Source organism: Rhodococcus sp. H-CA8f (assembly GCF_002501585.1).
GTDB lineage: Bacteria > Actinomycetota > Actinomycetes > Mycobacteriales > Mycobacteriaceae > Rhodococcus_F > Rhodococcus_F erythropolis.
Genome location: NZ_CP023720.1, coordinates 3,548,673 through 3,564,753, shown reverse-complemented (window position 1 = coordinate 3,564,753; position 16,081 = coordinate 3,548,673). Strand labels below are relative to the sequence as shown.

18 protein-coding genes are annotated in these 16,081 nt (G+C 61.7%); 9 read left to right on the top strand and 9 right to left on the bottom strand.

Going from position 1 to position 16,081, the window contains the following annotated elements:
• The first annotated feature begins 151 nt into the window (after window positions 1-151).
• A complete protein-coding gene (locus CPI83_RS16530) occupies window positions 152-481 on the top strand; it encodes a hypothetical protein (protein ID WP_133053431.1) in 330 nt (109 codons plus the stop codon).
• On the opposite strand, the gene CPI83_RS16525 is transcribed toward CPI83_RS16530, so the two are convergent.
• A complete protein-coding gene (locus tag CPI83_RS16525; RefSeq protein WP_097387441.1) occupies window positions 473-1,414 on the bottom strand; it encodes a LysR family transcriptional regulator in 942 nt (313 codons plus the stop codon). The two genes, CPI83_RS16530 and CPI83_RS16525, sit on opposite strands and share 9 nt — an antisense overlap.
• A 121-nt stretch (window positions 1,415-1,535) precedes the next feature.
• Here CPI83_RS16525 and CPI83_RS16520 point away from each other — a divergent pair, with 121 nt between their 5' ends.
• On the top strand, window positions 1,536-2,795 hold the full coding sequence (locus CPI83_RS16520; RefSeq protein ID WP_097388197.1) for an MFS transporter: 1,260 nt from the start codon (window positions 1,536-1,538) through the stop codon (window positions 2,793-2,795).
• Here CPI83_RS16520 and CPI83_RS16515 read toward each other — a convergent pair.
• Window positions 2,782-3,396 carry a TetR-like C-terminal domain-containing protein gene (locus tag CPI83_RS16515; RefSeq protein WP_080910497.1) on the bottom strand — a complete coding sequence of 205 codons (615 nt, stop codon included), beginning with the start codon at window positions 3,394-3,396 and terminating at the stop codon, window positions 2,782-2,784. The two genes, CPI83_RS16520 and CPI83_RS16515, sit on opposite strands and share 14 nt — an antisense overlap.
• 106 nt (window positions 3,397-3,502) lie before the next feature.
• Between CPI83_RS16515 and CPI83_RS16510 the strand changes: the two genes are divergently transcribed.
• Window positions 3,503-4,684 (top strand): GDSL-type esterase/lipase family protein, encoded by a 1,182-nt coding sequence (locus CPI83_RS16510; protein WP_097387440.1) that lies wholly within the window; start codon window positions 3,503-3,505, stop codon window positions 4,682-4,684.
• 31 nt (window positions 4,685-4,715) lie between these two features.
• On the opposite strand, the gene CPI83_RS16505 is transcribed toward CPI83_RS16510, so the two are convergent.
• Complete coding sequence (locus CPI83_RS16505) at window positions 4,716-5,204, bottom strand: nitroreductase family deazaflavin-dependent oxidoreductase (protein WP_020969431.1); 489 nt, start codon at window positions 5,202-5,204, stop codon at window positions 4,716-4,718.
• Window positions 5,205-5,373: 169 nt separating this feature from the next.
• On the opposite strand from CPI83_RS16505, the gene CPI83_RS16500 reads away from it, so the two are divergent.
• Both CPI83_RS16500 and CPI83_RS16495 read left to right on the top strand, forming a co-directional pair.
• Window positions 5,374-5,880 (top strand): glyoxalase/bleomycin resistance/dioxygenase family protein, encoded by a 507-nt coding sequence (locus tag CPI83_RS16500; protein WP_029255207.1) that lies wholly within the window; start codon window positions 5,374-5,376, stop codon window positions 5,878-5,880.
• A 52-nt stretch (window positions 5,881-5,932) separates the two neighbouring features.
• On the top strand, window positions 5,933-6,763 hold the full coding sequence (locus CPI83_RS16495) for a MerR family transcriptional regulator (RefSeq protein WP_232816762.1): 831 nt from the start codon (window positions 5,933-5,935) through the stop codon (window positions 6,761-6,763).
• A 19-nt stretch (window positions 6,764-6,782) separates the two neighbouring features.
• Here CPI83_RS16495 and CPI83_RS30735 read toward each other — a convergent pair whose 3' ends face one another.
• A complete protein-coding gene (locus CPI83_RS30735; protein ID WP_153211278.1) occupies window positions 6,783-6,956 on the bottom strand; it encodes a hypothetical protein in 174 nt (57 codons plus the stop codon).
• A 245-nt stretch (window positions 6,957-7,201) separates the two neighbouring features.
• On the opposite strand from CPI83_RS30735, the gene CPI83_RS16490 reads away from it, so the two are divergent.
• A complete protein-coding gene (locus tag CPI83_RS16490) occupies window positions 7,202-8,251 on the top strand; it encodes a biotin/lipoate A/B protein ligase family protein (protein WP_097387438.1) in 1,050 nt (349 codons plus the stop codon).
• Window positions 8,252-8,313: 62 nt separating this feature from the next.
• Here CPI83_RS16490 and CPI83_RS16485 read toward each other — a convergent pair whose 3' ends face one another.
• Complete coding sequence (locus CPI83_RS16485; RefSeq protein WP_019748139.1) at window positions 8,314-9,477, bottom strand: hypothetical protein; 1,164 nt, start codon at window positions 9,475-9,477, stop codon at window positions 8,314-8,316.
• The gene (locus tag CPI83_RS16480; protein ID WP_029255210.1) at window positions 9,477-10,421 is read right to left on the bottom strand and encodes a metal-dependent hydrolase; all 945 of its coding nucleotides are present in this window, start codon (window positions 10,419-10,421) and stop codon (window positions 9,477-9,479) included. The genes CPI83_RS16485 and CPI83_RS16480 overlap by 1 nt, the downstream gene beginning before the upstream one ends.
• A gap of 225 nt (window positions 10,422-10,646) precedes the next feature.
• Here CPI83_RS16480 and CPI83_RS16475 point away from each other — a divergent pair, with 225 nt between their 5' ends.
• Window positions 10,647-11,303: a TetR/AcrR family transcriptional regulator gene (locus CPI83_RS16475; protein WP_097387437.1), complete on the top strand. Its 657-nt coding sequence runs from the start codon at window positions 10,647-10,649 to the stop codon at window positions 11,301-11,303.
• Here CPI83_RS16475 and CPI83_RS16470 read toward each other — a convergent pair.
• A complete protein-coding gene (locus tag CPI83_RS16470; RefSeq protein ID WP_020907480.1) occupies window positions 11,269-12,003 on the bottom strand; it encodes an energy-coupling factor transporter transmembrane protein EcfT in 735 nt (244 codons plus the stop codon). The genes CPI83_RS16475 and CPI83_RS16470 overlap by 35 nt on opposite strands.
• On the bottom strand, window positions 12,000-14,039 hold the full coding sequence (locus CPI83_RS16465; RefSeq protein WP_097387436.1) for an ATP-binding cassette domain-containing protein: 2,040 nt from the start codon (window positions 14,037-14,039) through the stop codon (window positions 12,000-12,002). Before CPI83_RS16465 ends, CPI83_RS16470 begins: the two co-directional genes overlap by 4 nt.
• A 102-nt stretch (window positions 14,040-14,141) precedes the next feature.
• Here CPI83_RS16465 and dapB point away from each other — a divergent pair, with 102 nt between their 5' ends.
• Complete coding sequence (gene dapB, locus CPI83_RS16460; RefSeq protein ID WP_019748144.1) at window positions 14,142-14,906, top strand: 4-hydroxy-tetrahydrodipicolinate reductase; 765 nt, start codon at window positions 14,142-14,144, stop codon at window positions 14,904-14,906.
• Window positions 14,903-15,367 (top strand): hypothetical protein, encoded by a 465-nt coding sequence (locus tag CPI83_RS16455; RefSeq protein ID WP_042951715.1) that lies wholly within the window; start codon window positions 14,903-14,905, stop codon window positions 15,365-15,367. The genes dapB and CPI83_RS16455 overlap by 4 nt, the downstream gene beginning before the upstream one ends.
• A 35-nt stretch (window positions 15,368-15,402) precedes the next feature.
• On the opposite strand, the gene CPI83_RS16450 is transcribed toward CPI83_RS16455, so the two are convergent.
• The gene (locus CPI83_RS16450; RefSeq protein ID WP_019748146.1) at window positions 15,403-16,059 is read right to left on the bottom strand and encodes a DUF3105 domain-containing protein; all 657 of its coding nucleotides are present in this window, start codon (window positions 16,057-16,059) and stop codon (window positions 15,403-15,405) included.
• Window positions 16,060-16,081: the final 22 nt, after the last annotated feature.

Below are 16,081 nucleotides of genomic sequence, written 5' to 3'. Positions count from 1 at the left end.
TCGGAGATGAGGGTAGCGTGAGAACGCCTCCTCCGGGGCGCTTTGCACCGTGCTGAATAGGCAAGTTTGTCGCGTACGTGAGTCGCTCCACCTGGAATTTGGCCCACGAGGCGTCGCCTGGGCGGGACTGGCGGTGATTTACACTGAGCGCGTGGCACTCTCCCGGACACAGATCTATACCTTTCGCCTTCCGGCCGAGTCGGCTTTCGCGTTGGGGCACAACACTTTGACGGCCATCTTCGGCAACGTGAGGCAGATCGGTCCAACAGCACTGCAGTCAAGCTCGAAGATCAGCTTGTCGAGCTGGGGTGAGCACGTCGTGCTCGAGGTGCGTCCGGCGCCAGGTGGGTCCGCGGTTGCGGTCACGAGTAGTTCGGCGCTCAGTACGCAGTTCCTCGATTGGGGGAAGCACCGAAAGAACATCGATCGAGTCTTTGCTGCCTTTGCGCAATCCGTCGATGAGGCCCAACGGTCAGTGTGAGGCAGCAGGCGTCGGCATCCATGAGTCGGTTGTCCGACGGGCTTCGTGCTGACTCTCGAGATAGGCGAGAAGAATGCCGAGCACCGGATGCGCATTGTCCTCGCGCCAGATCAGCGAGTGTGGGTAGACGGGCGTTGGGTTGCGGAGCGGAATGCGTCGCAAGTCGTAACCGGCGGGCCAGAGGTATCGATCTCCTTGGCCGACAAGTGTTGCCAACTCGGTAGATTCGGCGATTGCGTCGAGGAGTGCCTCGGTTCCGAAGTTTGGGCCGATCGCATCAATCGTGAGACCGAATGTGGACGAGAGTTGCTCGTAGTACTCGGACCACTCGGTGCCTGGGACGATGCCGGGAATCCAGATCCGGTGATCGGCGAGTTGAGTCGGGGTGACGGACGGTGAGCCGGCGAAGGGGTGCGAAGGTCCGACTAAGACTTGGAGCGGATCCTCGAGTAGGCCGGTAATTCTGATGCCGTCAGGTACTTCACCGCTCGTCTTCATCACCGCGCGGATGGTCGCGTCGATCTCGCCGGATCTGACGGCAGCGATCGCGGCGACAGCGTTCGAGGTAGACAGAGTGACGACGTCGAGGTCGATTCCAGGGTTGGCGCGGTAGAAGTCCTGGATCAGAACGGCGGGCGCGATCCGACGGTTGAGGACATCGACCCGCAGTGCGCGCCGGCCCGGATGCACAGAGGCGACGGCTCGCTCGTGGACTCGAAGGAATTCGCGTGCATGGGGCAAAAGCGCCTGCCCGTCGATCGTGATCTGTGCGCCCCTCGGCGTGCGATTGAACAGTCGGACATCCAATTCTCGCTCCAGCGCGATGATCCGCTTGGATGCTGCCTGCTGGCTGATCGACAGCTCGTCTGCTGCTGCTTGAAACTGCCCGAGATCGGCTGCCACGACAAAAGTTCGCACGGTGTCGAAGTCCATCTCCCGATCGTATGTACACCACCGATGGTTGTGGCACGGACGCCTCGCAGTTGATTGCTACAGGTCACACAGCTGTGATTCGATCCTCGTTGTCGAATATCGGTGGTCACAGGGGGTGGACGTGGAAGCTCAAAACGCGCGACTTGGTCGAGAATTCGGGTGGTTGTGGTTCGCGTACGTCTCCAGCACTGTCGGCACCTGGGTGGGATTCGGTGCTCTACCCCTCATCGCGATCCAGGTTCTCGATGTCAGCACCTTCCAGGTGTCCATGCTCGCGGCCGCCGGGCTGGCAGTCGGTGCCGTGATTGCAGTACCTCTCGGCGGGAAAGTCGAATTCCTCCGCAAGCGGCCAGTGATGATCACGACGGACCTTGTGCGGTTTTGTGTACTGATTTGCGTCCCGGTGGCATTTGTCATGGGTTGGTTGACATTCACGCTGCTGCTGTTGGTCTCGATCGTTGTTGCGGCAGCCGATATCGCATTCGTGGCAGCGAGCGGCGCCTATCTCAAGCACCTGCTGAAACCATCGCAACTTCTGGTCGCCAACGGGCGGTTCGAATCCACGACTTGGGCCGCCACCGCAGTTGGTCCGCCGTTGGGTGGTGGAGCAATCGGAATGTTGGGTCCGGTTGTCACGGTGATCGCCAACGCCGGTTCATTCCTGGTCTCGGCAGTCGGGTTGTATGCCATCCGAGGACAGGAGGTTCGCCCCGATCGGCGCGACGAGCCGACGCCGAATCTGAAGGCGATGTTCGACGGTTGGAGATTCATCCTCGCTGACTCCGAACTGCGGCCACTCTTTTTCAACACGGTGTTGGTCAACGCCCTCATAATGGCGACCGAACCACTACTGGTTGTTCTGCTCGTGGGCGAACTCGGGTTTTCGCCTTGGCAGTACGGCCTTGCATTCGGCCTTCCATGCCTCGGTGGCTTGATCGGCGCTCGGTTGGCTCCGCGGCTAGTCGCGCGTTACGGGCGACGCAGAGTTATGACCGTCTCCGGTGTCCTGCGAGCCTGCTGGCCAGTTGGACTTGTGTTCGTCGCCCCAGGTGTCGGCGGACTCGTGGTTGTCATCGCAGTTGAATTCCTCTTGATCGCCTGCATGGGAGTTTTCAATCCGATCTTCGCGACCTACCGACTCGAAAGGGTTGCGACTGATCGTGTTGCCCGCGTTCTGACGGCCTGGTCAGTGACCAACAAAGCCGTCATTGCGCTGTTGACCGCAGGGTGGGGTGTAATGGCGGTGTTCACTGGCACACACGCTGCAATCGTCATTTCCGGTGTACTGCTACTTGTTACGCCGATCTTGCTCGTCCGCAGCGCTCCCGAACCTCGACGATTGCCTGGGGAGAAGGAAACGCAGGACGCTACGCCTCGCTGATGGAGGTGTTTGCTTCGACCGAAAATCGATTCTGCGGAGCGGGCCAATTGGTCAGCATCGAATCGAGAGCCTCGAGGATCCTGGACCAGCTTTCGGCGCTGTCCGGCGCACTGTGGCTGAACGATCCACCTAACTCCAGGCTGGCATATCCATGGAAAACGCTGCCTAGCAACCGAACTGCGTGAGTCTGGTCGAGGTCGGTGAGGTTGTATCCGCGCAGAATCGATCGCATCATCTGCGAGTGTCTGAAGCCCGCGCTCGCTGCTGCATCCTCCGGGGTGAGGCGCATCTGTGACGCGGCGTACCTGCCGGGGTGTGCCTTCGCGTAGTCGCGATAGACGTTCGCGAAGGCGGTCAAAGCGTCGCGGCCGGACCGACCGGCCACGGCGTCGGCAGCCTGGTCTGCCATCTCCTCCAAAGCGAGCAACGCGATTCTGGTTTTGAGGTCGTTCGAACTCTTCACGTGGGAGTACAGGCTTGCGACTTTGACGTCGAACTGCCTGGCGACTGCCGATACGGTCACGTGCTCGAAGCCGACCTCGTCGGCCAATTCCGCGCCCGCCATCGCGAGGCGGTCGGCTGTGAGTCCTGCGCGAGGCATGTCAATCGGTCCTGTTCGTTGGGAGGGTAAACCAGTTGCCTAAAGAATATAGGCAAATTACTATCAGCAGTAGCAAACTTCCGTAAACGATTTTCAGGTGAATGAAATGCACAGCCAGAGCAGCTGGATTACTACCGAAATTTCCGAGGACATCGTGCGCGGAGCCCTCGAAATCGAACGGACCGAACGCGGTGTGCTGACGCACCGCCTACCTGCCACGGCTCGCACGCAATTCGCTGACGGGCAGATGGCAATGGCGCAATCACAACCGTCCGGAGTGCGGCTAGTATTCCGAACCAGCGCCACGAGCATCGAACTCGATACTCTGCCCACGAAAATGATCTACACCGGCGCTCCGCCGAGGCCGCAAGGGGTGTACGACCTGCTCGTCGACGGCGAACTGGCCGGGCAAGCAAGCGCTACGGGCGGCAATACGGTGACGATCGACATGGCTACCGGTACCGCTCAGAGGCAGTCCGGACCTGTCAGTATCATCCGTTTCGCGGAGCTGCCCGCGCGATCCAAGACCGTCGAGATCTGGTTGCCACACAACGAGACCACCGAACTTGTCGCATTGCGAACCGACGCGCCACTCGAACTCGCGGTTGATACGAAGCGCCGCGTGTGGCTCCATCACGGAAGCTCGATCAGTCAAGGATCCGGCGCTGAAAGTCCCTCCGGCACTTGGCCTGCTCTTGCAGCCTCCGTCGGCGGCGTGGATCTGATCAACCTCGGGTTCAGTGGCAGTGCTCTGCTGGACCAGTACACCGCCCGCGCGATGCGCGACACTTCTGCTGACCTGATCAGCATCAAGATGGGCATCAATCTGGTCAACGCAGACGTGATGCGCCTACGGGCCTTCACATCTGCAATGCACGGCTTCCTCGACACGGTTCGCGACGGTCATCCAGTGGCTCCGCTGTTGGTCGTTTCGCCCGTCTATTGCCCGATCCACGAGGACACACCGGGGCCTGGTGCCTTCGACTTCGACGCTCTTGCCAGAGGCGAAATGCGATTCGTTGCCACCGGAGATCCCGCCGAGCGGGCATCCGGGAAGCTGACGCTGCGCTCGATTCGGGAAGAGTTGGCGCGCATCGTAACCCAGCGGTCAGTCGATGATCCCAATCTGCATTACGTCGACGGGTGTGATCTCTACGGTGCCGCGGAGAACGAAGAGTTGCCGCTTCCCGATCAGCTCCATCCGGACGCTGCAACGCATCGTCTCATCGGCGAACGCTTTGCCCAACGTGTATTCGCAGACGGCGGTGTATTCGCCGGCGAGGTGTAATCGCGCAATCTGATTCGGCTCACACCACCACTCACATCACGGTGAGCCGAATCAGCGGGTACTTGCGATCGGACTTGCTCTGGTACTTGGCGATTCGGGGCTGGGCGGTGGCCACTTGGTGCCACGCTTGCTCGCGATCGTCGCCTTCGAGTTCGTGAGCTGTGACTGGTACGGCATTTCGGCCGGGCATCTCGATAGACACTCGATCGGGATGCGCCACCACATTCGAGTGCCAGTCCGGGTTTCGACCGCCGCCGCCCGAAGCCACGATCAACAGACCGCCCCTGCCGTCGGACAGGTGCATCAGCGGAGTCTCTCGGGGTTGCCCGCTGCGTCGGCCTACCGTGTGCAGGATGAGGACTTCCATTCCCATGAACGTGCCTTTCCCGCGCCGAATCTTGCGATTCGTGCGGGCGTTCGCGTTCCGCTGCATCCACCGTGACAGTGCGCCGGGACCGCCAGACTTCGGTTCGCTGTGATTCCCGATGGGATCTCTCGGTGTTGGATCCGTCTGTGCCATGGTCGGCTACCTCCAGTTTGTCGGCGTGAGCGTCGTTTTGACAAACCTATGAGGATTGCGGGCTCGGTGCTTCTCGATTTCTGATCACTGTGTTTTCCGGTCACTGTGTTTTCTGATCGGAGTTCACACGATTTGACCCTGACGTAGCGTGAGGGCTCACGATGACTTCATGACCGACACCTACCCTGCATTCGACATCAGCCCCGTCCCTGTCCCTACGACCGATGCCGTGCCTCCGGAACAGTTCCGAGGTCTCTACGGTATGCCGATGTTCGTGTCTGTTCCGACTTCGGATCTGGCCGAATCGGCAGACTTCTGGATCCGCGGGCTCGGTTTCTTCGACTTCTTTTCGGTGCCTGATCGACTGACGCATCTGCGGCGCTGGGCATTTCAAGACGTTCTGCTCGTGCCCGGCGAGCGAGCAGATTCACCACCGTCCATCAGCGTGAGCTTTGCGTGTGTGCTGAGTCAGATCGACCAGATAGCAAAGGCGTGTGAGGAATTGCGGCCCGGATGCACCAGCGGTCCAGACCTGAAGCCGTGGAATTCACTGGAGTTGGAGATCGTGACACCGGAGAACGCGCGTGTGATCATGACGGCCGCTCGTCCGTACGACCCGAACAGTGCCGAGGCCGAGCATCTGCGAGGTATGGGAATTGACGGACCCGACGACTGAACAGAAGTCTGACGCGGTGGTCTCGCGCGCCGCGTCTGTCAAACTGGATGCCGTGACGGATCAACTCTTCGGCGACGAGGCAGACAATGCTCTTACCGTCGGTGCTGCCGCATCTCGGCTGGGCATAACTGTACGTACCCTTCATCATTGGGACGCAATCGGTTTGGTGTGCCCGTCCGGGCGCAGTGACGGTGGCTACCGGCTGTACACCGACGCCGACCTCGGCCGAATTGGTCGCGTACTTGTCTACCGCGACGTGGGCTTGTCGCTCGACGAGATCGGGATATTGCTCGAATCGCCGGCAGCCCACGTGGATGAAACACTGCGCGGGCAGCGCGCCGAGTTGCGACAACGGATTGCCGACTTGGAGCAACGGGGCGAGTCCTTGGATCGCATCATCGATGCCAGGAAGTCCGGTGTGCTGTTGCCGGCAGACGAGCAGGTGTCGATCTTCGGCCGACACTGGCAGCCGTCATGGGGGCCGGAGGCGCACGAGCGTTGGGGTGACAGTGCGCAGTGGGCGCAGCACGCGGAACGGTCGGCGGGTAGGACCGCTGAGGATTGGCAGAAGATCACCGACTGCGTCGAGACGCTCAACGAAGATCTGGCGTTGGCGTGCCGCGCGGGTGTCGAACCGGGAAGCGCCGAGGCGAATTCGCTGGCAGAACGCCACCGAGCGTCGATCGGGGTCTACTTCGACTGCACACATTCGATGCAGGTGTGTCTGGGGCGGATGTACGTGGCCGATCCGGGATTCTCCGAGTTCTACGACGCGCTGTTCTACGAGACGGTCGAGGCCGGTCTGACCGCGTGGCTCCGCGCTGTCATCGATGCGAACGCTCTGGCCCATGGAGTTGTCCCCGAATCGGCGACATGGGTGTGAGTGAGCTGGTGGTCGCTCGTCAGTCCAAAGACGCGCAGGCAGTGCACCACGGTCGGCCGTCGACCCCGGGGGCACGATGGGGTACTGCGATGCGCGCGGCCAAGATGCAGCTTTCGTTGTCGTGATAGACGTCGAGATCCGAAGGAACCGTCGAGTGGAACGCCGGGACCTTCATGTCTACCTCCGTTGTCACTCGCCAGAGAGTTGGCTCGTTGCGGTAATCCTCCCACCCCAGCGATCATCTCGCCTGTCGGAAGAAGCACGTGTCAAGGCGGGGGCCGACACCTGCTGTCCTCGCCGCGCGATCATGGAGCCGCACAGCGGTTTACAGGTGTGAGAGCCTGATCACCCTTCCGGCCGAACCGATGCGCACTGCGCGCGCGGTGTGATCTTCGACGGCGCTCACCGCAGAGAATCGCACAGGGATAGGCTGGACGAATGCGTGGAGAGTACAAGGTTCCTGGTGGAAAACTGGTCGCGGTCGACGTCGAGGTGGCGGACGGTCGGCTGGCCGAAGTCGCAGTCTCGGGGGACTTCTTCCTCGAGCCCGACAGTGCGCTCGACGACATCAACGCGGCGTTGCGCGGAATGCCAGCCGACTCGGATGCAGAACAGTTGGCACAAGCTATCTCCAGTGCGCTCGACGAGTCCGTCTCGATGATCGGCTTCACGCCGCAGTCGGTCGGTATTGCGATCCGGCGCGCACTCGGTCACGCCACGAGTTGGGCGGATCACACGTTCGACCTCATCCCACCGGTGGTTCTGGACCCAGCGATGCACGTCGCGCTGGACGAGGTCATCGCGCGTGAGGTGGCATCGGGTGAGCGTCCGCCGACACTGCGATTCTGGGACTGGGACTCGCCCTTGGTCGTGATCGGATCGTTCCAATCCGTGCGTAACGAGGTCGACTCCGAGGCTGCTGAGCGGCACGGCATCGGCGTGGTGCGCCGAATCTCCGGTGGCGGCGCGATGTTCATGGAACCTGGCAACTGCATCACGTACTCGTTGGCAGTACCGGCGTCGTTGGTCGAAGGTTTGAGTTTCGAGCAGTCCTACGCGTTTCTCGATCAGTGGGTGATGGGAGCGCTGGCCGAGGTGGGTATCAACGCTCGGTACGTGCCGCTCAACGACATCGCCTCGGACAAGGGCAAGATAGCCGGCGCCGCTCAGAAGCGATTCGCGTCCGGCACCGTGCTCCATCACGTGACCATGGCCTACGACATCGATGCGGAGAAGATGACGCAGGTGCTGCGAATCGGGCGAGAGAAGATGTCGGACAAGGGAACCAAGAGCGCAGCCAAGCGGGTCGATCCGCTGCGTTCTCAAACCGGAATGACGCGTGCAGCGATCCTGGAGTCGTTTGCGCAGCACTTCCGCGGCCAGTACGACACCCGTGACAGCGACTACACGGACTCGGAGTTGGAGCAGGCGCGCAAGCTGGTGGACACGAAGTTCAGCACCGAAGCGTGGACTCACCGCGTCCCGTGACGCCGTTGTCTCGGGATACCGACAAACCGGGACGAGACCCGAGAGGTCTCGTCCCGGTCGACCTAGCTGGCCGGAGTCGTTGAGTTTGCCCCGAGAAGTTCAGCGTCGTCGTCGACGACGGAGTTCCTCTTCGGAATGGTGAAAGTTGCGCTCACACACAGGATTGCGATGACGAAGCACGCCAGTGTGTACCACAGGTTCCCGATGGGATCTCCAGCGCTGGTGGAACCTTCGACTGCGTCGAAGAAGTCCGGAAGCGCACTCGCCCACAGTACGGCCATGACAACCAGGTACACCACGCTGTAAATCTGGACGAACCTGTTGGTGTGTGCAGGAGCGTTCGATTCTGCCGAGCGCAGGTTTCTCCACTGGCGGACGAGAACCACGATCGCGACCACTGTGAGGACGGCGAGTTCTGCCGCATAGAGGAACCCACGAACGGTGTCACTGCCCATCCCGAAGACCGTCGCCGGGAGCGGGAGAATGAACGTGCCCAGCGATGCCAGCAGGCCGATCACGATGGTGCGCCAAACCAACTGAAGCCCGGAGAAGTGCTTGCCGGCATCGACATGCCGTCCGACGAAGTACTGGACGCAGAATGCCAACGACATCGGCCACAGAGCGGCGAAGACGACCACGCTGGGGAGTGGAACCGCGTCGAACATGGGTTGGTTGATCGGGTTCGACGTCGACCACTCCCACCACCGCAACTGGGGTCCGAGGTGATCGAAGATTTCGTAGAACGCATGGTGGACGAAGCCGACGCAGACTGCGCCCAGCAGTGGACCGTATTTGCGGAAAACGCCGAGCATTCTGACTATTTCGAAGGCCAACGTCGCCATGAGCGGGTAGATGGCAATGATGTACAGCGGCAGTCGACCCCACATGAAGTCGACGGTGAACACGTTGTGCGCGAACATCGTGTCCACTTGTTCTTCGATGCCGAAGGCTGCCGGGAAGTACAGCGGAGGCTCGATGATGAACAGGTAGGCGGTGGCGCCGAACCAAAGGACCAGGTTGGTGGGGTCGCCGTTGCGGCGCAGTCGCACGATCGCCAAGACCAGTGCGAGTACCGAGCCGACGATGATCGTCCATTCGAGTACGGGCAGGGTCCAGTTCTCGAGGGCCGCCGGGTTACGGAACTCGACGAGTCCACCTGCTTCCTGACAGGAGAAACCGAGTTCTGTTGCCAGTTGGGCAAACGTGGGGGAGCAGTGCTCTGCCATCAGTTGGCCCCTGACGTGATCGACTCTTGTGCCTGAGATTCAGCGGTGTACCAGCGTGTGCAGTCGTAGCCGTCGTCGTAACGCTTGAACCACTGGTCGGCCAGTGCGGGGAGCTTCTCGTGGTCCGGGTTGTGATTGGGCATCTGGCTGCGGAAGACACCGCCGAGCGCGACGAGTTGTTCGCCGAGTTGTAGGTGATCGAAGGCGCGGGGCATGGTGCCCTTGGTCAGGTAGGGCGCAAACGACGTCAGAATCTTCTGCTTGGTGCGGTGCATGGCGAACATCGACAGTGAGTCGACTTGCCGTTCGGAGAGTGGAACGTGCTGGTTGAACCCTGCACAGGCGATGCGAATCACCTTCATGACGTGCGCGAAGATCGACGGCGCCATTCGCATCCGGTAAAGCTCGCTTCCGACAACGGAATTGAAGATGATCAGTGCCGAGCTGCGATGCTCGACCTCCTCGACGAAGTGCCAGATGAACAGTGACGCGACGCGGTCGTCTCCCGGACGGAACAAGGTCGCCTCGTTGTCGAGCATCAGTTTGAACACCGGTGTGAAGGTCGCCTCCAGATCTGCGGTGTACGCGAGCCGGTAGTTCAACGAGGTCGCCTCGGTGAGCAGATCGAATTCACCGATCACGGCGTCGAGTGTGTTCTGCAGTCCGGGGTATCGCCTGATCAGAGCTTTCACATGTTGGCGGTGGGCGGTCGAGTGGTGGCCTTCTTGACGCATGAATGCCACGGCTTCCTCGGCGACCTCCGGATCGCTGATCCGCGACTTGGTTTGCATGATCATCTTCACGATCATTTTCTCGAAACCGATGGCCAGGAACGAGACCGCGTTGGACATGCTCGACCAGGCCGGATTCTCCGGGTTCCACAGGAAGGGAACGTCATGATCCTCGAATCCGAAATCCATCTTTCGGGGCTGAAGGTTGGTCACTTGTCGAACCTCGTCTTTCGGAGGGGCTGGTCAGGTGGCCGCTCTGGCACTCGAAGCCACTTGTGGCAGTAATCATACATATTGGTGTGCAGTTGTATGTTCACTTTCGATGACGAACGTGAATTCGAGGGACGCAGATGCAAAACCTGCCTGTGTTAGCCTGTGGCTCTTGGACTTCGAGCGCAAAGACATGGTTCGAGCCTCGTTCGAGCGAGGAAGTGGGCAGTGGCACGAAGGCGTGGGTGGGGCGGCAATCCACCGGACAACGACGAAGATGCGTCACGTCGAATTGTCGAGGCCGCAGTCGAGCTGATCGGACGGACGAGTTCGGAAATCAGCATCGGCGACGTCGCGGAGTCACTGGGCGTGATCCGGCAGACCGTGTATCGATACTTCCCCAGCGCCGACGCTCTGATGCGGGCAGCGGCGATCGCGTCGGTCGACGGCTACCTCGATCGACTCACCACACACGTGAGCGGCATCGAAGATCCCGTCGAGGCGATGACCGAGGGTGTTCTCTACACACTGACTCAGGTCCACCGAACACCGCATCTCGGCATCCTTCTCACAAGCACGAATACGAGTCTGCACCCGGAGGGTCTGACCTCGCAGGAGGCGCAAGCCTTCGGAATGGCGATGATCAACCGCTTCGACGTGGACTGGGTGCATTACGGCTACGACGACGCGTCACTTCAGGAACTGGTCGAATACGTCCTGCGGACGATGCAGTCGTTTTTCCTCGCGCCTGGCGACCCACCGCGGAGCGATGAGGAACTGCGGCGATACCTAAGGCGCTGGATGGGTTCTGCGATCATCGCCCAGGCAAATTCTGTCAGCGATGACCCGATCAGCGCAGGACTATCGTCAAAGCAACGGCACTGACGCACGCGGCGATGACGACGGTCAGTGCGAACAGGTCGGCGAGCTGAGGGCGCTTGGGGTACGCCGCAATCAGTCCAGTGCCCCCGCGAGCGGAGATTGCTTCGCCCATTTCGGCAGACCGCCGAATTGCCACGGACATGGTTGTGGTGATCAGGTCGACTATCGAATTGTCGGCCGCGCTGTTCACCACAGCTTTCGGGCGCAGTCGTCGCGCCGCTACCAGGGTGAGCATCTCGTCGATCAACAGCGGAAGTGAACGAATGCAGAGGGCGGTCGCGATGGCCCACTCGTCGACCGGGATCTTGAATATTCGCAGCGGTCTACCGAGCGTTGCCAGTGCCGGCGCCACGTCGCTCATCGACGTGGTCCACGCCAACATCAGTGAGACGCAGAGCAATACAAGACCGAACGTCACAGCTTGCAGGTAGATGAACACCGCGTCGATGCCGATCGGAAGGTTGATCAACGCGCCGAGCAGGATCAGCGCCCACAACCACCACGGAGGTCGGGGAACTGCAGTCGGGGGGATGCGTCCGATCACCGCGGTCAGCAACAACAATCCCAGTACGACGCCGATCGCCGGCCAGGACGGCGCGGCCACGACCACGATGCTGACGAGAACGACGGCAACGATCTTCGTTCCGGCCCACAATCGGTGGATCGGCGATGAAGTCGGGACTTCGCGCAGAAGTGTTGTCACGTCGTCGATCCTTCCAAGGCGCTGCTGGCGGCAGGGTCGAGGATGCGACCCTGCGACAGTCGAATTGTTCTGCTGCAGACGGCGTCCATGCCGTCGACATCGTGGGAGATGACGACTACTGCGGTTCCGTTCCGACGAATCCACCTGAGTACGTTCAGGATTTCGTGTCGGCCGGGTGGATCGAGCCCGGCCAATGGTTCGTCGAGGATGAGTACTCGGGGTTGGCGGACGAGGAGACCGGCCAGTACGACGCGTCGCATCTGTCCGCCGCTCAACTCGTCGATACTGCGGCCGGCGATGTGACGGTCGAGTCCGACGGCGTCGAGCGCCCAGGAGACTTGCACCGATCCGATCTCCGGACCACCGGCGGCCTCGATGTCTTCGGCGACGGTTCGGCGTTGCAGCTGCAGCCTCGAGTGTTGGAACGTCAGACCGACAGTGCCGAGCTGACGCGAGACGGGTTTGCCGTCGAAGACCGCGGTTCCCCGGCTCGGTGCGATCAAGCCCGCCATGATCCAGGCCAGGGTCGATTTACCGGAACCGTTGCCGCCCAGGACCAGTAGTCCGTCCCCGTCTCCGATGGTCAGATTCACGTCCGAGAGTGCGCGCCGCGACCACGGAGTCCGGTCGTTGTAGGTGTGGGTGACATCGGTGAGTTGGAGGACCGTTCGAGTGCCGGCCGGCCACGGCGCAGACGGCGGACCCGCGAACGTCGACGTCATCCAACCGGGTTGGTGATCGATCTGCCGTCCGCGTTGTAGTTGAATCACCCGATCTGAGTTGCGGGTGTCGGCGTGGTGATGGGTGACCAGAACCACGGCCATCGGATGGCGCCGGGGCAGTTCGGCGAGGAGCGAGACCAATTCCTCCCGGCCGGCCTGATCGACCATCGCGGTGGCTTCGTCCGCGATCAGCAGAGCGGGGCGACGAGCCAGAGCGGCAGCAACCGCCAGACGTTGCATCTCGCCGCCGGACAGCCCTGAGGTCTCGCGCATGCCCATGCCCGCGAGTCCCACCTCGGCCAGCAGTGCATCGACGTCGGGATGCGACTCGGGCGGAAGCCCCCAGACGACGTCATCGGCGACGCGGGTTCCGAGGATCTGGCTCTCGGGACGTTGGAGGACGACGGCGGTTCCTCCGTGTCGACCGAGACCGGCGGACCCGGGCCTCGTCAGGGTCCCGACGGTCGGTGCGCGACCGGCGAGCAACCGGGTGAGTGTGGACTTGCCCGAGCCGTTGTGGCCGACGACGGTGACGAACTCTCCTCGTCGGACCGTGAAGTTGACGTCGACGAGCGCCGGCGTCGATGCACCCGGATAGGTGAAGCCCACGTGATCGAAAGTGACCGGTAGCGGGTCGATCGGACGGTCGTCGGGAGCTGTCTGGAGCGGGTCGGCCGAGGGGAGTGCGGCCAATCGATCGAGGACGGCACCGAGGACAAAATAGGAGACGACGGTGCTGAGGACGATTCCGGAGCTGATCGACAGGCCGATCCACAACCACCAGTAGTCGATGATCGAGCCGATGCTGTTCTCGATCCATTCGGCTGCGCCGACCAGCGTCGGGGCACGCTTCAAGATTGCGGCCACGCCCAGCGCGGTGTTCTCCAGCGAGGTCAACAACAAGGTGCGCAGGGGCGCGAGAACAAGCAACAGGACTATGGAGAACAACGCCAGCGCGGGTCCGATGACAAGCGACGACAGCAACGCGGAGATGAAGCCGAGACCGCGCCGCTTGACCGTACCGATGATTCCGCCGAGGAGAGCGCTCAGCGCGACCGCCGCCGCAGATCCCGAACCCGCTGCGACGAAAGCGACCGCAGTAGCCGAGACGCCGGCCGTCATCACGGCGCGGACTCGAAAGCGCTGGGCAACAATTCCCATCGGAACGGCGGCCACGAGGTTGAGGGCGCTGGCCATGGGGATGACCGTGGCAATGACGGACAACGCGACCGTGAATCCGGCCATGACGGCACCCGTTGCCAACTCGAGTGGTCGAAGGTTGCCGGTTTCGCGGACTTGCGGACGGTTGCTCACTACGTCCAGTGTGCCAGTGGTGACATAACTCCTGCCCGACTGATGGTGAGCGCATCGGCACGATTGCGTAGGCTTCACCTCAAACAATGCATCGGACGGAGCGTGGAAGACGTGAGTGCAGCACCCATCAGGGTCGGGGTTCTGGGAGCCAAGGGCAAGGTCGGTCGAGCGATCTGCGAGGCAGTGGAAGCTGCTCCCGATCTGGAACTTGTCGCTCAGGTCGATACCGGTGATCGCATCGAGACGTTCGTCGACACCCGCACTCAGGTAGTCGTCGATTTCACGCACCCCGACGTCGTCATGGGAAATCTGGAATTCCTCGTGGCCAACGGAATTCACGCCGTGATCGGCACCACCGGTTTCGACGAGTCCAGGCTTGCGACTGTGCAGTCCTGGCTCGACGAGCAGCCTGCAACGGGTGTTCTGATCGCCCCGAACTTCGCTATCGGTGCTGTGTTGTTGATGCGCTTCTCGGCTGCCGCGGCGCGCTTCTTCGATTCCGTCGAGGTCATCGAACTTCACCACCCCAACAAGGCAGATGCTCCCTCGGGCACCGCATACCGAACGGCCGCCATGATCGCCGAAGCTCGCGCGGAAGCAGGCGTCGGACGCAGCCCTGACGCCACCACGACCGAGCTCGAGGGTGCGCGCGGCGCCGACGTCGACGGCGTCCGGGTTCACTCCGTGCGGATGGCCGGACTGGTCGCGCATCAGGAAGTGATTCTCGGAACTCAGGGCGAGACGCTGACCATTCGCCACGACTCGATCGACCGGAATTCGTTCGCGCCGGGCGTTCTGCTCGGTGTCCGCCAGATCGGCTCGCGTCCAGGCCTGACGGTCGGTATCGATTCCTTCCTCGATCTATGAACAAGACCACCCGCACCCTCGCGCTGATCGTTGCGATCTGTATCGCGCTCGCGGTGTACTTCGTGCTGCTCGGCCAACGCGGAATCCAGCTCATCCAAGACGGAGGCGGCGCCGCGATCGGTCTCGGGATCGGCGTGCTGATCCTGCCGTTCCTGGGGCTGTGGCTCGTCATCGCCACTCTTCGTGCCGGCTTCACACACCAACGCCTCGCACAGCAGATTTACGACGAGGGCCTCGCTGTCGATGCGTCTTCACTTCCGAAATTGCCTTCGGGCCGGATCGAGCGGGCGGCTGCCGACGAGTTGTTCGCTCAGATCAAGGTCGACTGGGAAGCAGACCCGGACAACTGGAAGCAGAACTTCCGACTCGCTCGCGCCTACGACTATGCCGGTGACCGAAGCCGGGCGCGGGAAACCATGCGCCGCGCAGTGGAACTGGAACGTCGGTCGCGAGGCAAGTAGTTTCTCCCTGCTAGGAACAGGGGTCTGCTGGGATGCTACCGCTCCGGAACTGTTGCGGGAGAAGACGGATCCGGAGTGGTGGGGTCGAATGGCGGCGGGTTGTTCGGGTCGAAGCTAGTCATCGGCACCGAACACGTCGCGCCCACTTCGGGATACGTGTTCGGGTTGACTCGTAGCGCCGAGACGAATTGATCGATGCGAGCGTCCTCAGCGTTGTCGAGTTTGAGTTGACGGCCCCAGGACTGCAGCGAAATCGGCGAATCCAGGGTCGGATACGGCGACATCAAGGTGTAGCTCATGCCTTCGACTCGCTGTGCCAAGCGCGCCTGATCCTCACTCGAGACCAGGTCGGGGTTGTACGTGATCCACACTGCACCGTGCTCGAGGGAATGGACCGCATTCTCGGTTCGAATGGCTTGCGGGTAGACAACTCCGGTGCAGTTTGCCCAGACCGAATCATGGCGACCACCGAAGGGCGGTGAATGTGTGTACGCCACACGTTCGTTCGGCCGTACGTGTTGAGCTGCCGGGTAGTCGACCGTGACAACTCCGTCGATGGATTCGGACGGATCCGGATTGTCTACGCTCGGAACAAACGCATCCGGTCGAGGTGTTCCTTCGAGAGAATTCGCGCACGAAGCCAGCGCGAGAACTGTCGAGATCGCCACTGTTGCTCGAAGTTGTTTGTTCACTCGGCCATGATAGCGGCGCCTG